The organism is Kitasatospora sp. NPDC059599, from assembly GCF_042735125.1.
GTDB lineage: Bacteria > Actinomycetota > Actinomycetes > Streptomycetales > Streptomycetaceae > Kitasatospora.
This window is the reverse complement of sequence record NZ_JBHWCL010000038.1, coordinates 37,957-61,349: the sequence shown is the minus strand read 5'-3', so window position 1 is coordinate 61,349 and position 23,393 is coordinate 37,957. Positions and strand designations below refer to the sequence as shown.

General features: G+C 71.9%; 23 protein-coding genes and 1 CRISPR repeat array. Of the genes, 21 read left to right on the top strand and 2 right to left on the bottom strand.

Annotation, left to right across the window (positions count from 1 at the left end):
* Nucleotides 1–2 precede the first annotated feature (2 nt).
* Nucleotides 3–885: a CRISPR direct-repeat array (repeat unit 29 nt; unit sequence CTGCTCCCCGCCCGCGCGGGGATGGTCCC).
* Nucleotides 886–1,022: 137 nt separating this feature from the next.
* Nucleotides 1,023–1,349, top strand: a complete 327-nt coding sequence (locus tag ACFV04_RS16130; protein ID WP_380529614.1) for a hypothetical protein — start codon at nucleotides 1,023–1,025, stop codon at nucleotides 1,347–1,349.
* Between the two features lie 108 nt (nucleotides 1,350–1,457).
* Here the strand turns inward: ACFV04_RS16130 and ACFV04_RS16125 are convergent, their stop codons facing one another.
* Nucleotides 1,458–2,207, bottom strand: a complete 750-nt coding sequence (locus ACFV04_RS16125) for a DNA-methyltransferase (protein WP_380529612.1) — start codon at nucleotides 2,205–2,207, stop codon at nucleotides 1,458–1,460.
* A 578-nt stretch (nucleotides 2,208–2,785) separates the two neighbouring features.
* Here ACFV04_RS16125 and ACFV04_RS16120 point away from each other — a divergent pair.
* The 14 genes from ACFV04_RS16120 (at nucleotide 2,786) to ACFV04_RS16055 (ending at nucleotide 17,332) form a co-directional block, all read left to right on the top strand.
* Nucleotides 2,786–3,949: a C40 family peptidase gene (locus ACFV04_RS16120; RefSeq protein WP_380529610.1), complete on the top strand. Its 1,164-nt coding sequence runs from the start codon at nucleotides 2,786–2,788 to the stop codon at nucleotides 3,947–3,949.
* An 80-nt stretch (nucleotides 3,950–4,029) separates the two neighbouring features.
* Complete coding sequence (locus tag ACFV04_RS16115; protein WP_380529608.1) at nucleotides 4,030–4,338, top strand: DUF6112 family protein; 309 nt, start codon at nucleotides 4,030–4,032, stop codon at nucleotides 4,336–4,338.
* On the top strand, nucleotides 4,338–5,036 hold the full coding sequence (locus ACFV04_RS16110) for a hypothetical protein (RefSeq protein ID WP_380529606.1): 699 nt from the start codon (nucleotides 4,338–4,340) through the stop codon (nucleotides 5,034–5,036). Before ACFV04_RS16115 ends, ACFV04_RS16110 begins: the two co-directional genes overlap by 1 nt.
* Nucleotides 5,037–5,051: 15 nt before the next feature.
* Nucleotides 5,052–6,524, top strand: coding sequence for an ATP-binding protein (locus tag ACFV04_RS16105; RefSeq protein WP_380529604.1), 1,473 nt, complete (start codon nucleotides 5,052–5,054; stop codon nucleotides 6,522–6,524).
* Between the two features lie 153 nt (nucleotides 6,525–6,677).
* Entirely contained in the window at nucleotides 6,678–8,150 is a 1,473-nt protein-coding gene (locus ACFV04_RS16100) for an SCO6880 family protein (RefSeq protein WP_380529602.1), read from the top strand.
* Nucleotides 8,150–8,599 (top strand): DUF6238 family protein, encoded by a 450-nt coding sequence (locus ACFV04_RS16095; protein WP_380529601.1) that lies wholly within the window; start codon nucleotides 8,150–8,152, stop codon nucleotides 8,597–8,599. Before ACFV04_RS16100 ends, ACFV04_RS16095 begins: the two co-directional genes overlap by 1 nt.
* Nucleotides 8,600–8,623: 24 nt before the next feature.
* Nucleotides 8,624–10,129, top strand: a complete 1,506-nt coding sequence (locus ACFV04_RS16090; RefSeq protein ID WP_380529599.1) for an ATP-binding protein — start codon at nucleotides 8,624–8,626, stop codon at nucleotides 10,127–10,129.
* 265 nt (nucleotides 10,130–10,394) lie between these two features.
* Nucleotides 10,395–11,144 (top strand): hypothetical protein, encoded by a 750-nt coding sequence (locus ACFV04_RS16085; protein WP_380529598.1) that lies wholly within the window; start codon nucleotides 10,395–10,397, stop codon nucleotides 11,142–11,144.
* Nucleotides 11,145–11,525: 381 nt separating this feature from the next.
* On the top strand, nucleotides 11,526–12,023 hold the full coding sequence (locus ACFV04_RS16080; RefSeq protein ID WP_380529596.1) for a hypothetical protein: 498 nt from the start codon (nucleotides 11,526–11,528) through the stop codon (nucleotides 12,021–12,023).
* Nucleotides 12,024–12,206: 183 nt separating this feature from the next.
* Entirely contained in the window at nucleotides 12,207–13,421 is a 1,215-nt protein-coding gene (locus tag ACFV04_RS16075; RefSeq protein ID WP_380529594.1) for a hypothetical protein, read from the top strand.
* 103 nt (nucleotides 13,422–13,524) lie between these two features.
* The gene (locus ACFV04_RS16070) at nucleotides 13,525–15,309 is read left to right on the top strand and encodes a type IV secretory system conjugative DNA transfer family protein (RefSeq protein WP_380529593.1); all 1,785 of its coding nucleotides are present in this window, start codon (nucleotides 13,525–13,527) and stop codon (nucleotides 15,307–15,309) included.
* 57 nt (nucleotides 15,310–15,366) lie between these two features.
* On the top strand, nucleotides 15,367–15,588 hold the full coding sequence (locus ACFV04_RS16065) for a hypothetical protein (RefSeq protein ID WP_380529591.1): 222 nt from the start codon (nucleotides 15,367–15,369) through the stop codon (nucleotides 15,586–15,588).
* Nucleotides 15,588–16,754, top strand: coding sequence for a DnaB-like helicase N-terminal domain-containing protein (locus tag ACFV04_RS16060; protein WP_380529590.1), 1,167 nt, complete (start codon nucleotides 15,588–15,590; stop codon nucleotides 16,752–16,754). The genes ACFV04_RS16065 and ACFV04_RS16060 overlap by 1 nt, the downstream gene beginning before the upstream one ends.
* Complete coding sequence (locus ACFV04_RS16055; protein ID WP_380529588.1) at nucleotides 16,751–17,332, top strand: hypothetical protein; 582 nt, start codon at nucleotides 16,751–16,753, stop codon at nucleotides 17,330–17,332. The genes ACFV04_RS16060 and ACFV04_RS16055 overlap by 4 nt, the downstream gene beginning before the upstream one ends.
* Before the next feature lie 395 nt (nucleotides 17,333–17,727).
* Here the strand turns inward: ACFV04_RS16055 and ACFV04_RS16050 are convergent, their stop codons facing one another.
* The gene (locus ACFV04_RS16050) at nucleotides 17,728–18,648 is read right to left on the bottom strand and encodes a hypothetical protein (protein WP_380529586.1); all 921 of its coding nucleotides are present in this window, start codon (nucleotides 18,646–18,648) and stop codon (nucleotides 17,728–17,730) included.
* 107 nt (nucleotides 18,649–18,755) lie between these two features.
* Between ACFV04_RS16050 and ACFV04_RS16045 the strand changes: the two genes are divergently transcribed.
* The 6 genes from ACFV04_RS16045 to ACFV04_RS16020 all read left to right on the top strand — a co-directional run bounded on the left by ACFV04_RS16045 (nucleotide 18,756) and on the right by ACFV04_RS16020 (nucleotide 23,230).
* Nucleotides 18,756–19,022 (top strand): hypothetical protein, encoded by a 267-nt coding sequence (locus ACFV04_RS16045; protein ID WP_380529585.1) that lies wholly within the window; start codon nucleotides 18,756–18,758, stop codon nucleotides 19,020–19,022.
* Between the two features lie 297 nt (nucleotides 19,023–19,319).
* Nucleotides 19,320–20,528, top strand: a complete 1,209-nt coding sequence (locus ACFV04_RS16040; RefSeq protein ID WP_380529583.1) for an MFS transporter — start codon at nucleotides 19,320–19,322, stop codon at nucleotides 20,526–20,528.
* A gap of 29 nt (nucleotides 20,529–20,557) precedes the next feature.
* Nucleotides 20,558–21,271, top strand: coding sequence for an HAD family hydrolase (locus ACFV04_RS16035; RefSeq protein ID WP_380529582.1), 714 nt, complete (start codon nucleotides 20,558–20,560; stop codon nucleotides 21,269–21,271).
* A 137-nt stretch (nucleotides 21,272–21,408) separates the two neighbouring features.
* The gene (locus tag ACFV04_RS16030; protein WP_380529581.1) at nucleotides 21,409–21,993 is read left to right on the top strand and encodes a DUF4913 domain-containing protein; all 585 of its coding nucleotides are present in this window, start codon (nucleotides 21,409–21,411) and stop codon (nucleotides 21,991–21,993) included.
* Nucleotides 21,990–22,742 carry a glycosyl hydrolase gene (locus ACFV04_RS16025; RefSeq protein ID WP_380529579.1) on the top strand — a complete coding sequence of 251 codons (753 nt, stop codon included), beginning with the start codon at nucleotides 21,990–21,992 and terminating at the stop codon, nucleotides 22,740–22,742. Before ACFV04_RS16030 ends, ACFV04_RS16025 begins: the two co-directional genes overlap by 4 nt.
* On the top strand, nucleotides 22,739–23,230 hold the full coding sequence (locus tag ACFV04_RS16020) for a hypothetical protein (RefSeq protein ID WP_380529578.1): 492 nt from the start codon (nucleotides 22,739–22,741) through the stop codon (nucleotides 23,228–23,230). The genes ACFV04_RS16025 and ACFV04_RS16020 overlap by 4 nt, the downstream gene beginning before the upstream one ends.
* Nucleotides 23,231–23,393: the final 163 nt, after the last annotated feature.

Sequence of the window (23,393 nt, the reverse complement as noted above, 5' to 3'; positions counted from 1 at the left end):
GCCTGCTCCCCGCCCGCGCGGGGATGGTCCCGTCCCCGAGATCGTCAGCGAGCACCTGGAGATCTGCTCCCCGCCCGCGCGGGGATGGTCCCAGCGGTCACCGGCGCCGAGACGGAAGCCGCGACTGCTCCCCGCCCGCGCGGGGATGGTCCCTGCGCGCGCAGCCACTCGGCCATCTCATCCGACTGCTCCCCGCCCGCGCGGGGATGGTCCCGCCGGGCGGGCCCTTGACCGCAGGAGCATGCACTGCTCCCCGCCCGCGCGGGGATGGTCCCGACTGGGCGATCACCGGCGTTCTGGGCACGGACTGCTCCCCGCCCGCGCGGGGCTGGTCCCGCTGCAGCCCAGAGCATCCGCGATCTGCGTGACTGCTCCCCGCCCGCGCGGGGATGGTCCCAAGGTTGGCCAGGCCATGGCCTTCATCTTCTGCTGCTCCCCGCCCGCGCGGGGATGGTCCCGACCGGTTCGCGGCACAGGTGATCCAGAGCCGCTGCTCCCCGCCCGCGCGGGGATGGTCCCCGGTCTCCGCCGACGGCTCAGCCGGCAGGGGTCTGCTCCCCGCCCGCGCGGGGATGGTCCCTGGAAGTCGCCTGCGGCCTCGATCGCGTGCTTCTGCTCCCCGCCCGCGCGGGGATGGTCCCGCCTCCGGGACGTTGCCCTCGGTGAAACGCTGCTGCTCCCCGCCCGCGCGGGGATGGTCCCTACCCGCCGATGACGGACGCCGGGACCTGCGACTGCTCCCCGCCCGCGCGGGGATGGTCCCAAGGTCCGGTCGTACGACGCCCAGCCGCTCATCTGCTCCCCGCCCGCGCGGGGATGGTCCCGCCGAACCCGAGCGCACGACCAAGCTCGACAACTGCTCCCCCCGCGCGCCTGGATGGCCCCGAAGCGGGCCAGCCATGGAGATCGCACTGGTGCGCTACCGGGTCTACGACCCAAACCTGCTGACGTTGCAGTTGGTCGAGACCGTCCCAGGCGTGGGTGGTTGGGCTTCGTCGACATCGGCCGACGCAGTAGGTGGGATGAGTGACGAGCTGGTCGCGCTCCCGGCCGGGCGGGTGGAGGTACCCAGGTGTCTGCGGGAGCTGTACGGCGAGCTCGATGAGGCGCTGACCGCGGCGGGCGAGCTGGAAGTGGTCGCGCTGAAGCACTACCTCGCCTACAAGCGGTTGCTGAACATCGCCTCCGTGGTCTTCCGCCCGTCCCCGTCGCACCGGTCGATCCTGATGTACCTGCAGCTGGACACGGACACGGTGGCGCTGGAGGAGGGCTTCACGCGGGACGTGCGCGCTGTCGGGCACCTCGGGACGGGGCATCGTCGGGGGACGTGGCGAAGGCGGTTCTGTTGATCCGGCGGGCGGTCGAGGAGTCCTGACAGACCGCGTGAGGGCGGCTGGAGCCGGGTGCTCCAGCCGCCCCTCACGCGTCTGCGGGCGGTTGGCCCGGTGGTTCTCATCTCAAGCCTCCGGTCCGGCGAGGGCGAGGTCGTCCTGGGTCAGTTCGGCCCGCAGGCGCCTCTCGGCGACGTCGGCGTAGTGCGGCGAGAGTTCGACGCCGACGAAGCGCCGGCCTTCGCGCAGGGCGGCGACGCCGGTGGACCCGCTGCCGGTGAAGGGGTCGAGGACGACGCCGTCCTCGGGGCAGATGCGGACGAGCTGCTGCATGATCTCCAGTGGCTTCTGGGTGATGTGGACGCGGTCCTTGCGGGGCTGTGAGGCGGTGAAGTGGCCGGGAAGGTAGAGGTCCCGGCTGTTGTCGAGGGTGCCCTTGACGCCCCAGGTGATGAACTCCGCGGACTGCTTGAAGCCTCCCTTGCGCGGGCGGCTGGCGGGTTTGATCCAGGGGATGGTGCCCTGCCACGTCCAGCCGGCCATCTGGAGCGCGTCGCTGGTGGTGGGTTCCTGGCGCCAGTCGGTGAAGACCATGGCGACCGCATGTTCGGTACTCGCCCGGTAGGCCTCGGTGAGGAGTTCGGTGAGCCAGGAGCGGTAGGAGCGCTGGTCGCGGTTCTCGCCGGGGAAGGTCTTGAGGTCGTGGGCGGACCCGCTCGTCACGTACTTGGCGCGCGCGTCGCGACCGGTGCGTTCGGAGCTGGTGCGGCCGCCGCTGTTGTAGGGCGGGTCGGTGATGACCGCGTGGACGGACTCGTCGGGGAGGTTCTTCAGGACGGTGAGGGCGTCGCCTCGGTGGAGGGTGAAGTCGGGCATGGGGACCTTCCTCGGGTCAGGGGTGGACCGGCACCGGCTGGCGCGGCGGCAGCCGCCTGGGGGCGGTGATGCAGGGCAAGGTAGCCGCGATCGGCGGCTGTCCCTAACGGACCAAGCGGGCCATCGCGGCTGGTCAGGGCTCGTTTGGTGCGGCCGGACTTCGCGTCTACTGTCTGGCCATGCCGACCGGGCAGCGCGCCAAGTCGTGTCGCTCCGCGATGCGTTGAGCGTTGGCCGTCCCGTCCCGTCCCGGAGCGAGACGCGCGACGACCGGCGCACCTTCCCCACGCCCTGAAGGGGTCTTCGTGTTCTGCCTGAGATTACGAGCGCGGCCGGCTGCCGCGTGTGAACCGAGACCGGTGTCCGGGAGCCACCAACTCCTCTGACCCGGGCCCGTCCTGAGCCAGGACGGCTTCACCACCGGCGCGGTGCCGGCGACTTCTTCGCACGAGAGGCCGGCACCGCGCTCTCCTACGAATCCCGCAAGGAGCCGCTGCGTTGCAGCATGCCCTGGCACACCTGTGCCCTCATCCACCCCCGCGGTCCTCCCAGCCGCTGCCCGGCGACCGGTGGGCGCCGTGAAGAAGGCGGTCGGCGCGCTCGTCGGGGTCGTCGCGTGCAGTCCGCTGATGCTGGCCCTGCCGGTGGTGATCGTCGGAGCGGGCAACGCCTCGGCCACTTCGGCCTCGTGCCCGCCCGGCGGTGGACCGCAGAGCGTGGACAGTTCGGCGGTCGCGGCGCAGGTCGAGGCGATTCTGAAGGGATCCAGTCCGCTGAGCGCCCCGAGCGTGGCTGGGCTGAGCATGCCCGACGAGCAGATCCCCAACGCGAAGACCGTCCAGGCCACCGGCGTGGCCATGCGCATCCCCCTCCGCGGTCAGGTCGTTGCCCTGGCAACGGCGCTGCAGGAGAGCGAACTCCGTAATATCCGCTACGGCGATCGGGACTCGCTGGGCCTGTTCCAGCAGCGGCCGAGCCAGGGCTGGGGGACGCCGGACCAGATAATTCAGCCGGTCTACGCATCGACGAAGTTCTACGAGGCACTGCAGAAGGTCAACGGCTGGGAGTCGATGACCGTCACGCAGGCCGCCCAGGCGGTGCAGCGTTCCGGCTTCCCCGACGCCTACGCGAAGTGGCAGCCGCTGGCGGAGGCCCTGCAGAAGGCGATCGCCCCCCTGCTCTCCCCCGCCGCCGGCACCTCACCCACCGCGGCCCCGACGGCTGGCAGCACACCGAACCCCACGCCCAGCGGTGTGAGCTGCGGGACGCCGACGGCTGGTGGCGACGGCACCGACTTCGGCACGATCCCGCCGGGGTCGTTGCCGGCCGGGTACACCGTCCCGGCCGATGCACCGCAGCAGGTGCAGGCCGCGATCCGCTGGGCTCTTGGGCAGTTGGGCACCCCGTACCAGTGGGGCGGCACCTGCGCGAACTCGCACGGTGCGGACCCGATGGGCAGGTGTGACTGCTCCTCGCTGATGCAGATGGCCTACCGCTCGGCTGGCGTCTCGCTGGAGCGGACCACGTACGACCAGGTCAAGCAGGGAACCGCCGTCTCGGCGGACTCGCTCAAGCCGGGCGACCTGCTGTTCACCCGGGGCAGCGCCGCCGTGCCGGAGCATGTGGGCATGTTCATCGGTTCGGGGCTGATCGTGCACGCGCCGAAGACCGGTGACGTGGTCAAGATCTCGACCCTCGCCTCGTGGCGGCCGGAGATCCTCGCCGCCCGCCGGGTCGCCTGACCGGCTTCTCCTCCCCCTCTCTCTTCTCCCCCTCTTCTCTGGGCTGCCTTCGCGCGCCCTGAACCGCTCTGGAGCTTCCCTTGTATCTCGCGGACGCAGTCGTACAGCTCGCCTACGACCCCGGCATCACCCCCAACGAGGGCGGCCTGCCCGGCCTTTCGGTCCTCAAGCAGGTGATGGGCTCGCTGAATCTGTTCGGCATCATCGCGGTCGTCGGCGCCCTGGCGGTGAGCGCAGGGGTGTGGGCTTGGGGCCACCACTCGGGCGGCCACCAGGCCGAGGCCAACGGCAAGAAGGGCGTGCTCGTCAGTGCCGGAGCTGCGCTGTTGCTCGGTGCCGCGAACGGCGTGGTCGCCTTCTTCTCGGCCCTGGGAAGCCAGGTCAAGTAATGCAGAAACGTTCCTTCACCGCGTCCCGCAGCGGACCGTCCGGCAGCGGGCTCGCACACCGCAGGGTGCTGCTGGGCACCGTCGTCCTGATGGTGCTCGTCGTCTGCTCGGGACTCTTGGCCTACCTCACCCGGGACGGGCGAAGTGCCTCCGACCACCCCGCCGCCGGCACGAGTTCGTCGTCCTCGCCTGTACCAGGGCCGACGGGGTCGGCTCAACCGGGCACGCACGCGTACGCACCGGCGGGCCCACCCTCGACACATGATCCGATCGCGTTCGCGAAGGCCTCGGCAGTCGCCCTCTGGTCGTACGACACCCGTGTCTCCTCCCAGCCGGAACTCGTGGCCTCGCTCCACCGGTGGCTGGCCGCCGAAGGCCAGTACTCCGACGCCGACTCCGTCGACCGTCTGGTGCCCTCACCGTTGCTCTGGGGCCGGATGGCCGACAGCGGGCAGTTCGCCACCGCGACCGCGGCGGAGGCGCACTTCCCGGACAGGTTCACCAAGGCGCTGCAGGCCGATCCGGGAGCGATCACGCAGGCCTACGTCTACGCCGTCACGGTCTCCGGAAAGCAGTCGATCTCCTGGAACGGCGCCCCGCAGGGCGGGGCCGAGGACCGTGCGGTCACCGTCGCCGTGCAGTGCCGTCCCGACCGCCCGTGCGCTCTGGCCGGTGTGCTGCCGGCCGTGGCGCCGTGACCCCGGGAGCTCCTCGTGGACATCTGCAATCTCCCGATGGTCGCCCAAGTGTGCGACATCGTCGACGGTATCAACTTCGTCAGCGATCCGGGCAAGAGCATCACCGACGGCATCGGCGCGTGGATCGCCAAGTCGATGGGCCAACTCGCGGCCAGTGCCGTCGACCTCTGTGCGAAGGCGGTCGACGAGACCACCGCCATCGACCTCTCCGCCCCGTGGTTCAGGGACAACTACCAGCTGATCCTGCCGATCGGCCTGATCCTGACCGTGGGCACCTTCTGCGCGCAGTTGATCCTGGCCGCCTGGCGCCGGGACGAGCGGGCCCTGGCCAAGGCGGCCTGGGGCACCATGACCGGCGTCCTGTTCTCCTTCGGTGCCATCTCCTTCACCGCGGTGGCGGTGACGACGGTGGACGCGTTGTCGGCCGGGCTGTTCCAAGCGGCGAACACCAGCGTGGCCGACGCCGTCAGGCGCATGATCAAGATCAGTCAGTTCGGCCCCATGTTCGCCCTCGGCTGGGCGATCCCCGCGCTGGTCGCGGTCGGCAGCGCCATCGGTGCGTTCCTCTACTGGGGCGTGATGGTCGCCCGCAAGGTCGGCGTCCTGATCCTGGTCGCGCTCGCAGCGTTCGCGGGGGCCGGCGGCGGCTGGGAGGTCGCCAAGCGCTGGCGTCGCGGCTGGATCGAGGCCACCGCCACCCTGGTCGTCAGCAAGCTGCTGATGACGGTGGTCTTCCTCGTCGGTGTCTCCGCGCTCGGTAAGACGGACGCCAAGGACGGCATGGCCGCCCTGTCCGACGCCCTGGCCGGAATCGTGATCATGGTGCTGGTGCTCCTGTGCCCGTACGCCGTCTACAAGTTCGTCCACTGGGCGACCGACGGCAGTGGGCACGACGATGTCCACCGCACCGGCATGGCCGGGATGGCGACCGCCGCCGGGGCGGCGAGGACCGCCGGATCACTGGCCATGCAGATGGGCACCGGCAGCCCGGCACCGCAGGGCCCTGCCCAGGTTCCGGGCGTCGGCGGCGGAGGTGTCGCCTCCGGCATCGACCCGACCGGTCGGATCAGCAAGGAAGGAATCGACGCCGGCCCCGCACAGCAGCCGACGAAATTCCGCTTCGGAGAGGACCCCACCGCATCCGGCGACCGCGGCCGGGCCCTGGTCACCCGGCCCGGCATCCCAGCGCTGATCACGCGGGCCTCCTCCGGCGGCGGCCGGGAGCAGCCGCAGTCGGGCGGCGGCGAGGCAACTGCCGTGCCTCGCGGCCAAGGCGTCGAACTGGCAGGTTCGGTCGCACCGTCCGCTCCCGGCAGCGCCCCGGTGCCCGGTGCGGCCTCGGCATCGACCGCTCCCGCACCGTCGACACCTGCCGGCGCCGCCGTTCCCACGGCGCCGCCACCGGGCGCCAACGACCCGACTACGGCCGGAGACCCGGCCCCGGTCCGGTTCGTCTACCCGAGCCGGAGCAGCAACCCCGCTTCCTGACGCCCGCGCAACGGCCCGTTCAACGGTCCTGGGGCAGGTCACCACATGTCGCCTGCCCCAGGCCCCTCCCCTCAGTGAAGGACTTCCCGCGATGACGTCCAGACGAGCGCCGCGACCCCGCCCGCCGCCCGCGCCCTGTCCCCTGGAACCCCGATGTCCTCCACCTTGCAGTCCGACGCCACACCTACAGCCGTCAAGTTCCCCCACCGCAGCCGCCGGGGCATCCTGCTCGGCCTCAGCTTCTCCCAGCTGGTCACCACCACCACCGCTGGTCTCCTGCTGCTCGCCGTCCTCACCACCCATGGCGTCATCGGCGCCCTCCAGCTCATACCGGTATGGGCGGGTGCCGCGGCAGTCGTCCTCCTCCGCTACCGGGGCCGCACCCTCGCCGACTGGGGCCCGATCGCCATCCGCTACGCGCTGCGCCGCTTCCGCGGTCAGCTGCTCTGGCTCGCCCGTCCCTCCCGCCGCCCGATGCGCGAGGGTCTGCTGCACCTGCCCGGCAGTGCGGCCAGCCTGCGCGTAGTCAACGCTCCCGACCGCCACTACGGCGCCGTCCACGACCCGCACGCCGGCACCCTCACCGCCGTCGTCAAGGTGAGCAGCCGCGCGTACGCCCTGCTCGACCCCGGTACCCAGAACGCCAACGTCAACGGCTGGGGTCGGGCGCTCGCGGCGCTCGCGCGCACCGGTCAGGTCGCCCGTATCCAGGTCATCGAGCGCACCGTCCCCGACTCCGGCGACGCACTGCGCCGCTACTGGGAGGAACACGGAACGCCAGGAGCCCCGCTGGCCGGCGCCCTCTACGGCGAGCTGATCCGAGGCGCCGGGCCGGCGGCCGCGCCGCACGAGGCGTACGTCGCCATCGCCCTCGACTTCAAGGGCGCACGGCGACTGATCAACCAGGCCGGCGGCGGCCTGACCGGTGCGTTCGCGGTCCTGGCGCAGCTGGCCGGCTCGTTCGAGCAGTCCGCCCGCACCGCCGGCCTCAACCCGACCGGCTGGCTGTCCGCCGCCGAGATCGCCGCCGTCGCCCGCACCGCCTACGACCCCAAGTCCCGTGCCGCTCTGGACCAGTGGTCCCAGGACGGACGCCCCGCTGCCGACCCGGCTGCCGCGGGCCCGGTGGTCGTCGTGGAGAAGGCGGACCACATCTCGACCGACTCCGCTCACCACGCGACCTACTGGGTGGAGAACTGGCCCCGCACCGAGGTCAACCCGGGATTCCTGCATCAGGTGCTGTTCGCCTCCGGCGTGCGCCGCACCGTCTCCCTCGCCTACGAGCCGCAGGACCTCGATTCGGCGATGCGTGACGTGCGCCGCAAGAAGGCCAGCGTGATCGCCGACTCGGCCGAACGTGCCCGCAAGGGGCAGGTGTCCAGCGAGTCGGACTCGGTGGAGTACCAGGACATCCAGCACCGCGAACGCCAGCTGATCGCCGGCCACGCCGACGTCGCGCTGACCGGTCTGCTGACCGTCTCCGCCGACACCGAGGACGAACTGCGCTCCGCCTGCGCCGTGGTGGAGACCGCCGCCGTCGGCGCCCAGCTCGACCTGCGCCCGCTCACCTGGCAGCAGGCCGAGGCGTTCACCGCCGCCGCCCTGCCGTTCGCCCTCGCCGCCTGATGCCGGCCGCCCCCGCTTCCGCGCAGGACTTCGTCCCCTACGCGACCGCAGCGATCGACTTCCACCGCGCGCTCAACATCCCCACCGGCCCGCTGGTCGCCTCCCGGGCCGAGCTCGACTCCCTGCACGAGCACCTGGTCGCACTGCAAGGCCTGCTCGACGCCCACACCCAGCGCACCGCCCCGCTGCTTCCGACCGAGGGCGACCACCTGAAGGCCGCCCGCACCCGTCTGTGGCAGGCCGCCGACCACCTCCACGCCGCCTACCATGCCTCGCCCCGCCCGGGCTCCGGTGAGGTGCCCGGCCCGGACCACTGCCGGGCGCGCATCCCCGAAGGTGCACCGTCTCTGACCATCTGTCGCCGCCACCAGCAGACCGCCCAGCTGGTCCGCCGCCGCACCACCCCAGCCGACCTCAACTCCCCGTTCACCGGCCTCATCCGCCGCTGAACCTCGACCACCGGATTGGTGATCATGCCCAGGAACCGCGCAAGCGCCTCCCCGCTCTTCGTCCCCCGCAAGACCACCCGCGCCCAACAGCGCGCCGCCCGCGCCGAGTTCGCCGAGGCCCGCACCAAGGCCCGCTCGGCCGGGGCCCCGGCCGAGCGCCGCGAGCACGAAGGCGCTGACCCCGAGCTTCAACCCACCTACCCGGCCGCCGGGCGGCCCGGCGCCGCCTCCGCACGCGGCGGCCGGCTCCGCCTGCCCAGGCACCGCATGACCACCGCCGTCGCCGGCGGCGCCTACCCCTTCCTGGCCGAAGCCGGCCTCGGCGCTGAAGGGATCTTCATCGGCCGCGACCTCCACGCCGAAGGCTCCTTCTGCTACGACCCGTTCTCGCTCTACAACTCCGGCCGCGTCGAGGGGTTCACGAACCCGAACGCGATCCTGTGCGGCGTCATCGGCATGGGCAAGAGCGCACTCGCCAAGTCCATCGCCACCCGGGCCATCGCCCACGGCTACAAGATCTACGTGCCCTCCGACCCGAAGGGCGAATGGACCGGCCTCGCCGAGGCCCTGGGCGGACAGACCATCGCCCTCGGCCCCGGCCTGCCGGGAAGGCTCAACCCCCTGGACGCGCCACCGGCACCGGCAGGGGTGAGCGAGGGCGACTGGCGCGCCGAGGTCCGCAAGCGCCGTCTGCTCCTCCTGGCGAGCCTGGCCGGCACCGTGCTCAAGCGCGACCTGCTGCCCATGGAACACACCGGCCTGGACGTCGCCCTGGACCTGGTCGTCGCCGGCGCCGAAGCGAGCGGTGCCGTACCTCTGCTCGGCGACATCGCCCACGCCCTCAGCCACCCGGAGCGCCTCGACGCCGCCCTGGGCGACCAGGGCGGCGGCCTCAGCCACGCCGCCGACGACCTCACCCACGCCCTGCGCCGCTTGGTCCACGGCGACCTCAGCGGCATGTTCGACGCCCCATCCACCGTGGCCTTCGACCCGACCGCACCGATGCTCTCCATCGACCTGTCCCGCCTCGGCAGCAGCGGCGACGACACCGCCCTCGTCCTCGCCATGACCTGCGCCAGCGCCTGGATGGAGACCGCCCTCGCCGACCCGGCCGGCGGCCGCCGCTGGGTGATCTACGACGAGGCGTGGCGGATCATGCGCCACCTCGGCCTCCTGGAGCGCATGCAGCAGCAGTGGAAGCTCAGCCGCGGCCTGGGCATCGCCAACCTCCTGATCCTCCACCGGCTGTCCGACCTCCTGTCCGCCGGCGACGCCGGATCGCGAGGACGCGTCCTCGCCGAAGGCCTCCTGGCCGACTGCTCGACCCGGATCATCTACCGCCAGGAACCCGACCAGGTCCAGGTGTCCATCTCCCTCCTCGGCCTGACCGGTGTCGAAGCCCAGGCGATCGCGGCACTCACCCGCGGCCGGGGCCTGTGGAAGGTCGCCGGCCTCAGCTTCATCGTGCAGCACCTCCTCCACCCCGAGGAGAAGCCTCTCTACGACACCGACTTCCGTATGAGCGCCTGACCGACCTGCCGCTTCGAGCGCGGCAACCACACCGCCGCGCTCCGGCTCCCGTCAGCCGAGCCGATAGCGGCGGGCGCTACCACCGGATCCCGGCCGGGCCAAACCGCCCGATCCCGGCACCATCGCCCTGCCGCCCGAGCCGAGCGCCGGGCCGAATTCCCGCAGGAGCAGTCCATGCACCCCTTCTCGTTCGCCCCGCCACCCAGACCGTGCCCGCGTCCCGCCTGCCCCCACCAGCCCACATTCTCCGAAGCGGAGCGCACCCGTGCCGGCCACCGATTCCTTCCCGCCGCCCGACGTCGCCATAGGGCACCACCCCGACCACGGCATCGTCGCCGCACTGCCCTCCCAGTCCGCCGCCGCACAGTGGATGCTCGAACGCCTTGACTTCCACCGCGTCCCCGGTCACCCCAGCCTCTACACGCTCACCGACCAGCATCGCGAGGCTCCCGAGCGCGCCGCCTGGGCCGCCAAGCTCCTCACCGGCGCCGGCTACCGCGTCGACTCCGACATGGCCCTGGCTCCCGAGAACCTCGCCAAGCAGCGACGACAGGCCACCGTCGAGCCGGAGCGCACCCCGTCAGCGGACACCGGTCCGGACGTCGCCTTCGCCGAGCATCCGACCCTGGGCATCGTCGCCGCCGTCAACGACCACCTGCCCTTCGACCCCGGCATCTTCCTTGACACCGACGGCTGGCGACATCACCGGGACCTCGACGTCTACCTCCCTCCGGCCGGCACCCGCGCTGAGTCGCTCGACGTCGTGGCCCACACCGTCGCCGGACTGCGGCGGGGCAACTTCCAGGTCGCCCTGGAACCCCGGCTCGCCGAGGACGTCGCCGCTCACCGCGCAGAAGTCCGGCAGGCGTTCACCACGCACAAGTTCCGCGTCGATGAGGCCGCTCTCGGTGGGCCAGCTCACCAGCCCGCTCCTGCTGCCTCTGTCGGTGTGCTCGGCAACGGCGTGCCGCCTGCGGCTGTCGACCCGCGCATCGCCTTTGCCCGCACCCGCTGACCAACTCTGCTTCACCCGAACCGCCTTGAAGCCCCTGTGTCCGCTGCTGCCGGCCCCGGCAACGACACCCCATCCCTCCGCGATCCCGGCGACCTCGCTGTTCACGCACAGGATCCGGACGCGGCCCTCACCGACCATCTGCGCGGTGATCCGGCCGAGGGTGCTCACCGAGATCGGAAGGCCCGCCTGCCGGACCTCGACACTACCGCGCGTCCAGCCTCGAAGCCGTCGCCTCGGCGAGGACCCTCCGCCCTCAGCGGAGCGCGGCCGGTACACCGTCGCCGTTGAGCGCACCCTCACGAACACCGTCCTCAGCCGTGCCACCGCCGGTGACCACCGCAGCTGATCAACCAGCACCACGAACACAGCAGGAGACAGAACATGGCAGTGAAGAAGGTCTGGATGATCACCCACGGGTGCGGGCACGAAGTCGAGCGTGATCTCGGAACTCGCCCGGCCGACCGCCGAGCCGGCTTCGCCGAGTGGCTGGCCGGGCAGGAGTGCACGGGCTGCTGGCGCGCCAGCCAGGGCAACGCCGAGACGGGCAAGGCGGAGTGGCTGCAGGCCAAGCGCGCAGCCGAGCAGGCCGATTCGGAGGCCTGGTCCCAGCAGTACCGGATGCCGCCGCTGGAAGGCACCGAACGCGGGATCGCCTGGGGTGTCCGCTGCCGCCACCAGGTCCTTACCGCCGCCTACACCGAGCTCGTCCTCGACGGAGGCATGCCGGACCCTCGGTGGGAGCAGATGGAGGATCAGGCCCGCACGATCACCCGTGCAGGCTGGTGGATCGACCAGCGTGTCTCCGAACCCGGCGACCTGCCCGAACTCCTCGACGCGGCCCTGGACGCCGACCGGCCGACCGAGAACCCCTTCGTCTGACCGGGCCCGCTCGTGAAGGCGGGCTCTCATCTCGCCGCGCCGACGCACGCGGACCGACCGGGCCGGCCTCCGCCGGGGCCGGGCCTACCATCGATCTCCAGCCCGTCCAAGCCGCCGAACCCGCGGATTCTCGCCCTACCGGCCTGCCTGCCGGACCTCGCCGCCCGTCCGAGAGGGGACGCCGTGATCGCCCACCTGCAGCGTGCCGCCACCACGGCCGCAATGATCCCCACCCTCTACGGCCTGGACAACCCGCGCGGCCGGCTGCGTCCCTGGCTGATCGGCGCCGACTACCGCGGCGCCGACAAGCAGCTGCCGCTGTTCGGCGACCCGCAGGAGGTCCTCGGCGGCGGCGTGCTCGACGCTCCGGCCCTGCGGCTCGGCGCCCGGGCGCCCGAGTACCCGGTGTGGATGTGCTCGGTGCGCTCCGACCCCCGTCACCCGGACCTGAGCGACGCCCAGTGGGCCGACGTCGCCCGGCGCCTGGTCACCGCGACCGGTCTCGCCCCCACCGGCGACCCGGACGGCTGCCGGTGGGCCGCGATCCGCAACGGCGACCGGTCGGTGCACGTCGTCGCCACCGTCGTGCGCGAGGACGGATACATCCACGGCACCTACCGCGACCCCTTCCACGTGCAGGCCGAGTGCACCCGCATCGCCGCCGAACTCGGCCACCTCACCCGTGCCGTCACCACCACCAAGGACCACCGGATGCCCGTCATCACCATCAGCGCCGAACCCAGCGGCAGCATCGTCGCCACCGGCACCAGCGACGACCTGTCGGCCACCCTCCTCCGCCACGCGGGGTTCAAGCAGATCGACGACTGGCACGGCCGCCGCCACCGACTGCCCACCACCACACCCCACCCCGACGCTGCCGCCATGGCCACCCAAGCCGCCGAGATGCTGCGGGCTGCCCGCTACAAGGTTGCCCTCGACCCCCGGCTCGCCGTCGAGCCGCTCCACACCGCGGGCCGACAGGTCCTCGGTCTCACCGATGAGCTTCGCGGCAGCACCGACTTCGCCGAACTCGCCGGGGTGCTCGACCAGCTGCTCGACCCGGACGAGGGGATGCTCGTGTACCTCCAGGAGGCCCTGGAGACCGCCTCCGAGCACATCATCGACCTCGGCCCCGACCAGGTCGAACTCTCCGACCGGTTCGGCTTCGCGTCCGACCAACTCGTCGCGCTCCAGGCCGACCTGGACGGGGCCGTCGACGAGGTGCAGCGCGCCGTGTTCCACGCGCCGGGCACCACCGCTGTCCGGGCCGACGACGACCTGCAAAGCCGCGCAGCCCTCGCCCGCACCACCACCCCGAGCGCGCCCGCCGCAGCCGCAGCCATCCGGCTGCCGCCCGCGCCAGCCGCATCGGCCGGGCCTGCCCTCCGAGCCCGCTGAAACGTTCCGCCATCCCCGCTACCAAGGAGAGCCGTTCCGTGCTTCACACCAGATCCGAGCGTGCCCCGCCCACCGCCCGCTCGCACCTCCCAGGAACCCCTTGTTGCCCTCCCCGCGCACGAGCGCGCCGTCTACCACCACCGGATCGGATGCGCTGCTCTACCTCCTGTTCGGTCTACTCGGCGCGGCCCTCGCCTACGACGCCCTCGCCTGGCTGACCGGCAACCTCACCAACGCCCTTGCTGGCTGCGGCCCTTGGGCACCGTTCAACGCCACCGACGCCCTGCTTCACCCTGGCCGGCTGTGGCCCCACCTCGACCCGGCCGCCGTCCTCGTCGGCGCCCGCGTCGTCCCCGGCGCGCTCACCCTCGCATCCGCCACCGCCCTGTTCGTCCTGTGGCTGCGTCACCGCGCCGGGACGAAGGGCGGTCTGGCCCGCAAGGCAGACATCGCGCCGCTGCTGGACAAGGAGGTCACGGACAGGGCTCGCAGCCTGCGTCCGAGCCTGAAGGACGAGAAGGACGTCACTCCGGCCGACCGGGGCATCCCCATCGGCACCCTCTCCCCGGGCAAGGCGCAGGTCCGTGCCTCGTGGGAGGACGTGATGGTCGCGATCATGGCTCCCCGCTCTGGCAAGACCAGCGGCATCGCGATCCCGGCGATCCTCGCCGCCCCCGGACCAGTGCTGTTGACCTCGAACAAGGCCGCCAACGACGCCTACACAGCGTGCGTCGACGCCCGCGCGACGGTCGGCAAGGTGTGGACGCTGGACCCGCAGCAGATCGCGCACCACCCGCGCGAGATGTGGTGGGACATCCTCGCGGACGCCCGCGACCTCGCCGGCGCCAAGCGCCTCGCCGGGCACTTCGTCACCGCCTCCGTCGACGAGTCCAGCGGCTCCGACTTCTGGTCCACTGCGGCGAGCAACACGCTGGGCTCGTTGTTCCTGGCCGCCGCGAGCCATCGCCGCCCGATCACCGACGTGCTGGCCTGGCTCGCCTCGCCCTCCGACCGCACCCCCGTCGACCTGCTCACCGACGCCGGCCACCACGCGGTCGCCGCCCAGCTCCAGGGCACCGTCACCGGCGCCACGGAGACGAGGGACGGCATCTACGAGACGGCGCGGCAGTACGCGAGCTGCCTGCTGGACCCGGAGATCGCCGCCTGGGTCACCCCCACGCCCGATCTGCCGGAGTTCAAGCCCTTCGACTTCGCCTCCTCGCGAGACACTCTGTTCCTCCTCAGCAAGGACGGCGGCGGCTCAGCTTCGGCGATCATCGCAGCGGCGGCCGACGCGGTATTGCGCGCGGCCGTCATCGTCGCCGAACGCAACGGCGGCCGACTCGACCCGCCCGCCCTGTGTGTCCTCGACGAGGCCGCCAACGTGTGCAGGATTTCGGACTTGCCGGACCTCTACTCCCACCTCGGCAGCCGGGGCGTCATCCCGATCACCATCCTGCAGTCCTACCGCCAGGGCCAGCGTTGCTGGGGAGAGGCCGGCATGGACGCCCTCTGGTCCGCGGCCACCGTCAAGGTCATCGGCAGCGGCATCGACGACGCCGACTTCGCGGACAGGCTGTCGCGGCAGATCGGCGAGCACGACGTACAGACCGTCTCCGTCTCCAACTCCGACAGCGGCAAGTCGACGTCGGTGTCGATGCGCACCGAGCGCATCCTGCCGCCCGACGAGATCCGCGCGCTCCCCAAGGGCAAGATCCTGCTCTTCGCCACCGGCATGCGGGTCGCCATGCTTGACCTCAAGCCCTGGTACAAGGAGCGCTCGGCCAAGGAGATCGGCCCTGCCTCCGCCCGTGCCACCAAAGCCATCACCGAACGCGCCCTCGCCAAAACCATCCACGGCCGCGACGATTTCACCTTCTCGGCCTGAGCGCCGCTTACCTCTCCCCTCTTCGCTCAGCTTCCCCATGCTCTCCGGGAGTCCTGCATGTCCGATCCGAACATCGTCACGCGCCGGCGCGCATCGGCCCCGCTGTCCGGGGCGCCCGTGGTCCGGCGCGGGGGCCACTGGTGGCTGATCACCGGAGCCGGTTCCCTCCTTGCCACCGACCCGGTGTTCACAGGCGCGCTGGACCGGTTCGCCGCGGCCAGCGCTGCCGCCGACCGCGAGGTCGCCCGGCTGCGGGCCGAGGACGACGGGGCAGCGTGATGGACCCGCTGCTCACGGGAGAGCAGGCCGTGCTCGGCGCGGTCCTGCTCGATCCGCGCCAGCTCGACCGCCTGGACTGGCTGGAGCCGCGCGACTTCTACCGCCCGGCCCACCAAGCCCTGTTCGCTGCCCTGCGCGCCCTCGGCGGTGCCGGGCACCCGGCTCTCGCCGCCGAGGGCACTGTGCCGCTGAGCTGGTTGAACGACAGCCTCGCCGAGGCGGGCCGCCACGTGCGCGGGCTCACCGCCTCCTATCCGCACGCCCTGATCGCGGCCTGTCCGCGCCCGGCGAACGCGCCGCTCTACGGCCGGATGGTGCTCGAAGGCGCCATCCACCGCACCGTCGCCGAGCATGCCGCCCGCCTGCTCGCGGTCGCCGACGAGGGCACCCGGCAGCACGAGGCCGACGGCACGGTCGCCCAAGCCGACGTCCTGGTAGGCGTCCTGGCCGACCTCGCCTGGCGCTGGGGAGCCCCGCCGAGGCCGCAGGCCCCTGCCGTGCCGCCAGCCGTCGTCGCTGCTGCTGCACCCACGCCGGGTCAGATCGAGGACGAGCGGTTCCTGCTCGCGCTGCTCGTCCACCAGGACGGCGCGATCGGCGAGGTGTTCGGCTGGCTGCGGCCCGGCGACTTCGCCGACCCGGGCCACGGCCACCTCTACCGCTGCCTCGGAGCGCTCCACCACCGGGGCGAGCCGATCGACCCGGCCACCACCCTGTGGGAAGTACAACGGCGGGGCCTGCTCGCCGACGGCACCCTCACCGGCGAACGCCTCTCCACCGTGCTCGGCAATGGAGCGGCCGGCTCGGCCGAGTGGCTCGGCGAGCAGCTCCTGCGCGGCTCCCTCAACCGCACCGCTGCCGTCGCAGCCCGGCAGATCGCCGCTCATGCCGACGACGACCGACTCGCCCCCGGACAACTCATCGGCCAGGCGCTGCACGTGCTCGGTCCGGTCGACCAGGTGCGGGAGCGATGGCGCACGGCCACCTCTCCACCCGAGCCGCAACCACGGCCGGGCGCCGACCAGGCCGCCCGCGTCAGCGCCGCGCTCGCCCGCAGCCCCGCCCGAGCCACCGGCCGCACGATGCCCGGCCCCGCCTCCCCCAAGATCCCGCACGTGGTCACCGACCCCGTCATCCGCACCCGCCCCCACCGGAGCCCCTCGTGAACACACCCGCCAGCGAATCCCTCGCCCTTCAGTCCCTGGCCCTCCGCCTCGAAGCACAGGACGCGAAGCTGCCCGCCATGACCAGCCTGCCGACCCGGCTCGCGGAAGCCACCGCCGTCGGCCGGCAGATCACCGAACTCGGCCACCTGATCACCGAGATGGGCCAGGCCATCGAAGCGCGGGTAGCCGTGGATCCCGTACCCGAGCACGTCCTGCGGGCGGCCTGGACCTACGGCGAGGTCGCCGACCGGACGGGCCAGACCGTCTCCGCCCTGGGAGCACTCACCGACCAGCTCGCGACACTGTCCCACCTCGGCCCCCTGCGCGGCCGCCCCGACGTCGACCAAGCCCTCGCGACCGCGAGCCAGGTCATCGACGAGGCGGTCTCGACCGCTCACAGCGAGCTGACGAAGGCTGGACGGTCCATCCTGACGACGGTCTCGATCATCGATACCCAGCAGGCTCGGGTCGAAGCCGCCCGCGCCCACTCGACCGGCGCCCTCCCCAGGTCCGAGCCGTTCACGATGACTGCTGCCGTAGCCGCGCCCGTATCCCTGTCCCTTACGCGCTCGCGCTGAGCCATCCCAACACCACCTCCAGGAACCACCCGTGATCGCTCCCTTCGAGGAATCGCTCGCCCTGCGCACCCAGGCGAGCGCCCTACAGCAGCAGGAAGCATTGCCGCCTTCCACCGCCGGACCCGCCGACGTTCCGGCCCTCGTACAGTTCAGCCGGCAGATAGCCGCGCTCGGCAGGCTCATCCGGGAACTGGGAGCCGGGTTCGCCGCCCAGGCCGCCGAGCAACCAGCGCACGGCTATTCGCGCGCTGCCACGGCGTACGGCGAAGCCGTCAGCAATCTCGGGGAGGCCTCCGCCCGCTCCCGGTCAGGTTGTTCACTGCACACCATCTCGCCCATCTCCTCGGCTTCGAAAGCCTTCCCAGGTAAGACTGGGGCCCGGTCCGCCGCCGTGATCAGTCCACTCCGGGGGGCTGTCCCATCGACTGAGCGCTGACGGTGGCCTTGATCTTCGCCCCGGGATAGCGTCCCTCCAGATCCTTGACCAGGCTCTGCACCCGGCGAGGGGTCTCCCCCGGGCTGACCCCCCGCAGCACGGGAAGTGGCGGCAATTCCTCGCCGTTGGACCAGGACCCCTCGATGACCAGATCGGGACCGATCACCCGGGACCCCCGGTCCCGGGTCTCTTGGGCTGCCCAGTCCGGCGGCGCCGTTCTCGACACCCGCAGGGTCAGGACGTGGCCGGCGTACTGTCCCTCTCGGGCTGGCTCGGGAAACGCCGGCCTTGCGCGGCGCGGCTCCAGTGGGTGTCCGCGGCCGATCGGCCACAGTCTGGGGGCATGGAGCTCGCTGTTGTAGGGCTGGAGGTACGGCCTGCCGGTTTCTGGGTTGATGGTCCTACGGGCCTGCTCGATCCAGCGCTCGTACTTGCGGGAGGGCTGCGCACGCTCACCCTCGGCCTCCACCAGAGGGAGGTCATAGACCTCCGAGATGGCGCGCTTCGGGGAGAGGCCGAAGTTGAGCGCGTAGTTGTACATCGTGCTGATGGTGGCGGCCCGCAACTGCACGCCGTCCGTCTTCTTCTTGTGCGGCGTGGGAAGGGCCAGGGAGACCACCCAAATCGAGCTGCGCGGGAGTTCCTTGGCTGCCTCAGCTGCCCTTCTTATGCGCCGGACCAGTTCGGGGTCGTCGGTCGGTCGCCGGGCGTTGCTCCGGGTTCGAGGGGGCGGGGCGTCCCGGACGGTGCGCGAGCTCCAGGTCGACCAGTCGATGTCGACCTCTGTCACCCAGCCCGGCCACCCGTGGAGATTCCGCAGGGTGACGCCGGTCTCGGTGAGGTCCATCTCGATCTCACCGAACCCCATCCCGAATGCCATACGGCCACTATCTCGCAAGCACGCGTTCGGCACCGTCGCGGTCGTCCGGAGAACACCCCCGATTTTGTCGGGCAGGATCTCCCGGCGATCGCGACGATGCTCGTGCCATGACCAACAACAGCTCCATTCAGACGCCTTCCGCCCGGCCCCAGCAGTCCTACCCGACTCCCGCAGGCCCGGCTGCCGCGGCCCTGCTCCCTCTCCTGATCTTGCTCTTCGTCCTCGTCATCCTCATCATCGGAGCCGGTCTGCTCTACGTGACGCTCGCGCACCCCTCGCTTGCGACCCCGCTCACAGTCGCGGTCGCCGGCGTGACTCTCGTCGTCACGATCGCGGGTGCGATCGCCGCCTTCCTCGCCGTCTCCAGGAAGTAGCTTCCCTGCGCGCAACCGGTGTGCTCTCTCCGCTGGTTGTGGATGGGTAGTGCCAACACGTCGTCCCCCAACAGGCATGCCGGACAACCGAGTTGCGGGCACCTGCTTTCGCTCTCTGCCCGCGCTGCCGCACCGGGTGAGGGGCTTCTACCTCCTTTTCCCGGCCGTACCAAATCCCGGAATCCGCGGACTCTTCTCTTCGCAGCCGCACCGAGCAGAGGGGGGCTTTCATGCCTGCGCATGCCCCGGTCCGGCGCGCCCGCGCGCCGCCGACCGTACGACCGAAGGACCTTCCCCTTGAGCACCATCACCGCCTGCGGCCGGGCCCAGGACAGCGGATACCGCGCTGTCCTGGGTTCGCCGTACGTCGTCCGCCTGCTGGGCGGCACCCTGATCGGCCGCCTTCCCACCGGCATGGCGCCGATCGCGATCCTGCTGCTGGTGCGCGCCGAGCACGGCCCGCTCGCCCTGGCCGGAGCCCTCGGCGCCCTGTACGGCCTCACCTCCGCGCTCGGGCAGCCGCTGCTCGGACGCCTGGTCGACCGCCACGGCCAGACCCGGGTCCTCGTCACCGCCACGGCCACGGCGAGCACGGCGTTCCTGCTCCTGCCGTGCACCGGCCCGGCGCGCCACCCGGTGCTCGCCGCGCTCACCGTGCTGGTGGCGGGGCTGGCGACGCCGCCCCTGGAGGCAGGTCTTCGGGCGCTGTGGCCGGTGCTGCTGCCCGATGCCGAACGCCAGCGCACCGCGTTCCCACTGGACAGCAGCACCCAGGGCCTGGTCTTCGTCGCCGGCCCGCTGCTGGCCACCGGCTTCGCGGCCGGTGCCGGAGCGACCACCGCGCTGGTGGCAACCGCGGCGCTCGGGCTGCTCGGCACCGGCCTCGTCGTAACCGCCCGCCCCTCCCGCGCCTGGACGCCGACGAAGCTCACCGAGGCCGTGCACTGGAGCGGGCCGCTGCGGGTGCCGGGCCTGAGGGGGCTATTCGCCGCGCTGATCGGCACCGGCGTCGCGCTCGGCGCCGTCAACGTCCTGGCACTGTCCGCCGCCGAGCGCCACCACGCCGGGTGGCTGGCCGGAGTGATGCCGGCCGCGCTGTCCATCGGCAGCATGCTCGGCGGCCTCGCCTACGGCCGCCACGCCTGGCCCGGCGCCCCGGCCAAGCACCTGGTCGCCGCCTCCATCGGCTTCGCGGCCGGATGGCTGCCGCTGCTGCCCGACCCCGAACCCGCCGTCGCCGCCCTGGGCGCCGTGTTGCCCGGCACCTTCCTCGCGCCGCTGCTGACCGCCTCCTTCCTCACCGTCGACCGCGTCGGCCCCGAGGGCGAATCGACCGAGGCGTTCGCCTGGCTGATCGCCTGCATCGGCATCGGCCAGGCCGCTGGCACCGCCCTCGCATCCCTCGCCGCCACCGTCGGCCCGCACCTCCTTGCGCTCCTCCCGCTCACCGGGGCCGCCGCCGCGCTGTGGCTGCTGCGCCGCTTCAAGGACCGCCTCTCCTCCTGACCACCCCGCTCATCCCGAAGGACACCGCCGTGAACACCGGCCTCTTCGCCGCCGCAACTCCCGCCACCCGCATGCACGTTGTATGGGACTGGAACGGAACGATCAAGGATGACCTCGACGACCACGTCTCCGCCCTGAACGCGACCCTGCCCGCCCTCGGTGGCGCCCTGGTTGACCGGGAGACCTACCGGGCCAAGCACACCGTGCCGATCCCCGACTTCTACGCCCGCCTGCTCGGCCGCACGATCACCGAGCAGGAGTGGGTCTCCAGCGACAACGCCTTCCTCGCCCACCTGCGCGCCCAGCCGGTACTCGTGCGCGAAGGCGCCGTCGAGCTGATGACCGTCCTGCGCGACGCCGGCCACACCCAGTCGCTGCTGTCCGTGTGCCCGCACGCCACCCTGGTCCGCGAAGTCGAGCAGGCCGGCATCGGGCACTTCTTCGCCCGGTACGAAGGGCGCACCGGGCCCTCCGGCGGCACCAAGGCCGCCCCGCTCACCGCCCACCTCGCCACCCTCGGCCTCACCGAGCAAGCTCACCGGGTGCTGCTGGTCGGCGACGCCGTCGACGACGCGGACGCCGCCCACGCCAACGGCGCGTACGCGGTCCTGCACACCGGCGGACTGCACCACCCCGCCAAGCTCGCCGCCGCCGGCCACCCACTCACCGACACCCTCGCCGACGCCGCCACCCTCGGTCTGCGCCTCGTCCAGGGTCGCGCCGCCCAACTGGCTTGCGCTTAGCGCCAGTCGGCGGCCAAGCCAAGCCGCCGATCCCGCAGATCCTCGCACTCGACAACCGCTACACCGGAGCCCCGCCATGACCCGAAGAAAACCTTCCGGCCCTGTTCTCCCGTCCGTCCGATCCCTCTGGATGTGCCATGTCCGACCCCATCCCGGGCACCCCCGAGCCCGAGCCGATCCGCATCCCCGACGAGGACCTCGACGACCTCGTCAGCGCCCTGAGCCGCACCATGGCCGAGGTCCGCCAGCACGGCGTCATCCTCGATCGCCTCGGCTCCGAACCCGACGCCATTCCGGGGCCCAGCTTCACCGAGGCGGTCCCCGAGACTGCGGGCGAACTCGGAGCCGCCCCACCGCTGTTCATCCTCGCGATGGGCGGCTCGCAGTACGCCGCCGAGGTTGCCGAGCTCGACTTCTGGGTCACCCACATCCTGCTGCCCGTCTACGGCCGGGAGATCGGCTCAACCCGCCCCTGGTGCGCGAAGTGGCACGAGCACCCGGAAGCCGTCGCCCGCCTCCACGGCCTGTGGCTCGCCTGGCAACAGCTCACCACCGCCGAGGCCGGCCAGAGCGGCCCCGCCACGTGGCACCGCGATCACCTCGACCACACCCTGCTCCAACTGCGCTCCCCGGACGGCCCGTTCGCCGCCTGCACCACCAGCCCGTCCCGGCTGGCCCACCGCCTCCTGTCCACCCCCGATCAGCTGGGACTCGCCACATGAACACCCTCGACTTCCACCTCGACGGCCTCAAGCCCGCCGACGAGTCCCCCGGCTATGCGTACAACCACCCCTGGGAGAACGACTTCCAGCTCATCTCCCGCCACGACGTGGGCGAGCGCAGCTTCATCATCGCCTTCGACAAGACGGCGACCTGGGACTACCCCAACAAGGCCAACATCGTCTCCTTCGACATCGACCGCGACAGCAGCCGAGGCCTGTTCAGCATGCACCGGGAGCAGCACGCCACCTTCGTGTTCGCGCAGAACTGGCTCATCAACCGCAGCTGCCCGCCGAACGCGCTCGCACCGGTCTTCGAGATCCCCCGCCCCGCCGACGAGCTGTCCCTCCGGGTCGAGGACCGCATCCGGCGCTCGGGCGAGAGCCTTGAGGTCGCCGACTACCGGGTAATCGACAGCTCCGACACCGAGGGTTGGAGCATCGCCGTGGACAGCCAGGCCAAGGAACTACCTGTCCGCCTGTTTCTGGAGACGCTCCAGCCCGACCAATTCACCTACACGGTGCGCGAGGGGGCCTTCGCTGACCACTCCGCCGCCGATTACTGGCTGGAGCACCGCTCTGCCCCGCTGCCCGAGCCGCCGGAGTATCGCCGTGACGCCGACGCCCTGCGTACCAGCGCCGCGCTCGCCCGCAGCACCACGGTTCCGGCCGTCACCGCTGCTGGCGTCCTGGCCGCCGCTTCCGCAGCGACCGCCGCCCTCTCGCAGCCCGACCGGGGGCAGTCTCTGTGAGCCGCGCCAAGTTCGCCTTCTCCGCCCACCCTGACGCCATTGCCGACCTGCGCCAACTCCCCGACGCCATCCGCGACCAGGCCCTTCTGCACCTGCAGGACCTCGTGCACGGTGAACGCGTCGCCACCCGCCTCGAAGGCCGGCTGGAAGGCTGCCACAAGATCTACCTCGGCGTCGGCGACCAATGGGCCAGCCATCGCCTGGTCGTGCAGTTCCGCAACGCCCCACCCGACTCCCAGCACCGCCGCGAGGTCCACCTCGTCGCCGCCGGCTCACGGCTCGACTACGCGGTGTACCGCTCCGCCCAGAACCGGCTGGGCCGCACCGGACTCAACCTCCCACCCGGACTCAACCCCGCCGAGGAAACCCGCGTGCGCGCCGCCCGCGCCCGCTCCACGCGGCCGACGCAGACGGCGAGCGCCGGCACCGCCCACACCACCGCCTCCCCCGGCTTCGCCGTCAACTCTTCTTCCCGAAGGGCTCGATGATGCCCCTCTCCCTCACCCACGCCGAACTCGCCATCTGGCTCGTCGAGGCAGCTGAGGCCGTCTCCGGCATTGCCACCATCTAGTGCTCCACCCCGTTCTCCCGCTCCTACCTCCACCCCGTTCTCGGCCCGCTCACTGCCGGGCCCGAGGCACTCACGGCCCT

Bases quoted from the DNA above. Each gene is read 5' to 3' on its own strand.
- ACFV04_RS16130 (WP_380529614.1), top strand. From the start codon at position 1,023: ATGAGTGACGAGCTGGTCGCGCTCCCGGCCGGGCGGGTGGAGGTACCC.
- ACFV04_RS16125 (WP_380529612.1), bottom strand. From the start codon at position 2,207: ATGCCCGACTTCACCCTCCACCGAGGCGACGCCCTCACCGTCCTGAAG.
- ACFV04_RS16110 (WP_380529606.1), top strand. From the start codon at position 4,338: ATGCAGAAACGTTCCTTCACCGCGTCCCGCAGCGGACCGTCCGGCAGC.
- ACFV04_RS16100 (WP_380529602.1), top strand. From the start codon at position 6,678: ATGTCCTCCACCTTGCAGTCCGACGCCACACCTACAGCCGTCAAGTTC.
- ACFV04_RS16095 (WP_380529601.1), top strand. From the start codon at position 8,150: ATGCCGGCCGCCCCCGCTTCCGCGCAGGACTTCGTCCCCTACGCGACC.
- ACFV04_RS16090 (WP_380529599.1), top strand. From the start codon at position 8,624: ATGCCCAGGAACCGCGCAAGCGCCTCCCCGCTCTTCGTCCCCCGCAAG.
- ACFV04_RS16080 (WP_380529596.1), top strand. From the start codon at position 11,526: ATGGCAGTGAAGAAGGTCTGGATGATCACCCACGGGTGCGGGCACGAA.
- ACFV04_RS16065 (WP_380529591.1), top strand. From the start codon at position 15,367: ATGTCCGATCCGAACATCGTCACGCGCCGGCGCGCATCGGCCCCGCTG.
- ACFV04_RS16060 (WP_380529590.1), top strand. From the start codon at position 15,588: ATGGACCCGCTGCTCACGGGAGAGCAGGCCGTGCTCGGCGCGGTCCTG.
- ACFV04_RS16050 (WP_380529586.1), bottom strand. From the start codon at position 18,648: ATGGCATTCGGGATGGGGTTCGGTGAGATCGAGATGGACCTCACCGAG.
- ACFV04_RS16045 (WP_380529585.1), top strand. From the start codon at position 18,756: ATGACCAACAACAGCTCCATTCAGACGCCTTCCGCCCGGCCCCAGCAG.
- ACFV04_RS16030 (WP_380529581.1), top strand. From the start codon at position 21,409: ATGTCCGACCCCATCCCGGGCACCCCCGAGCCCGAGCCGATCCGCATC.
- ACFV04_RS16025 (WP_380529579.1), top strand. From the start codon at position 21,990: ATGAACACCCTCGACTTCCACCTCGACGGCCTCAAGCCCGCCGACGAG.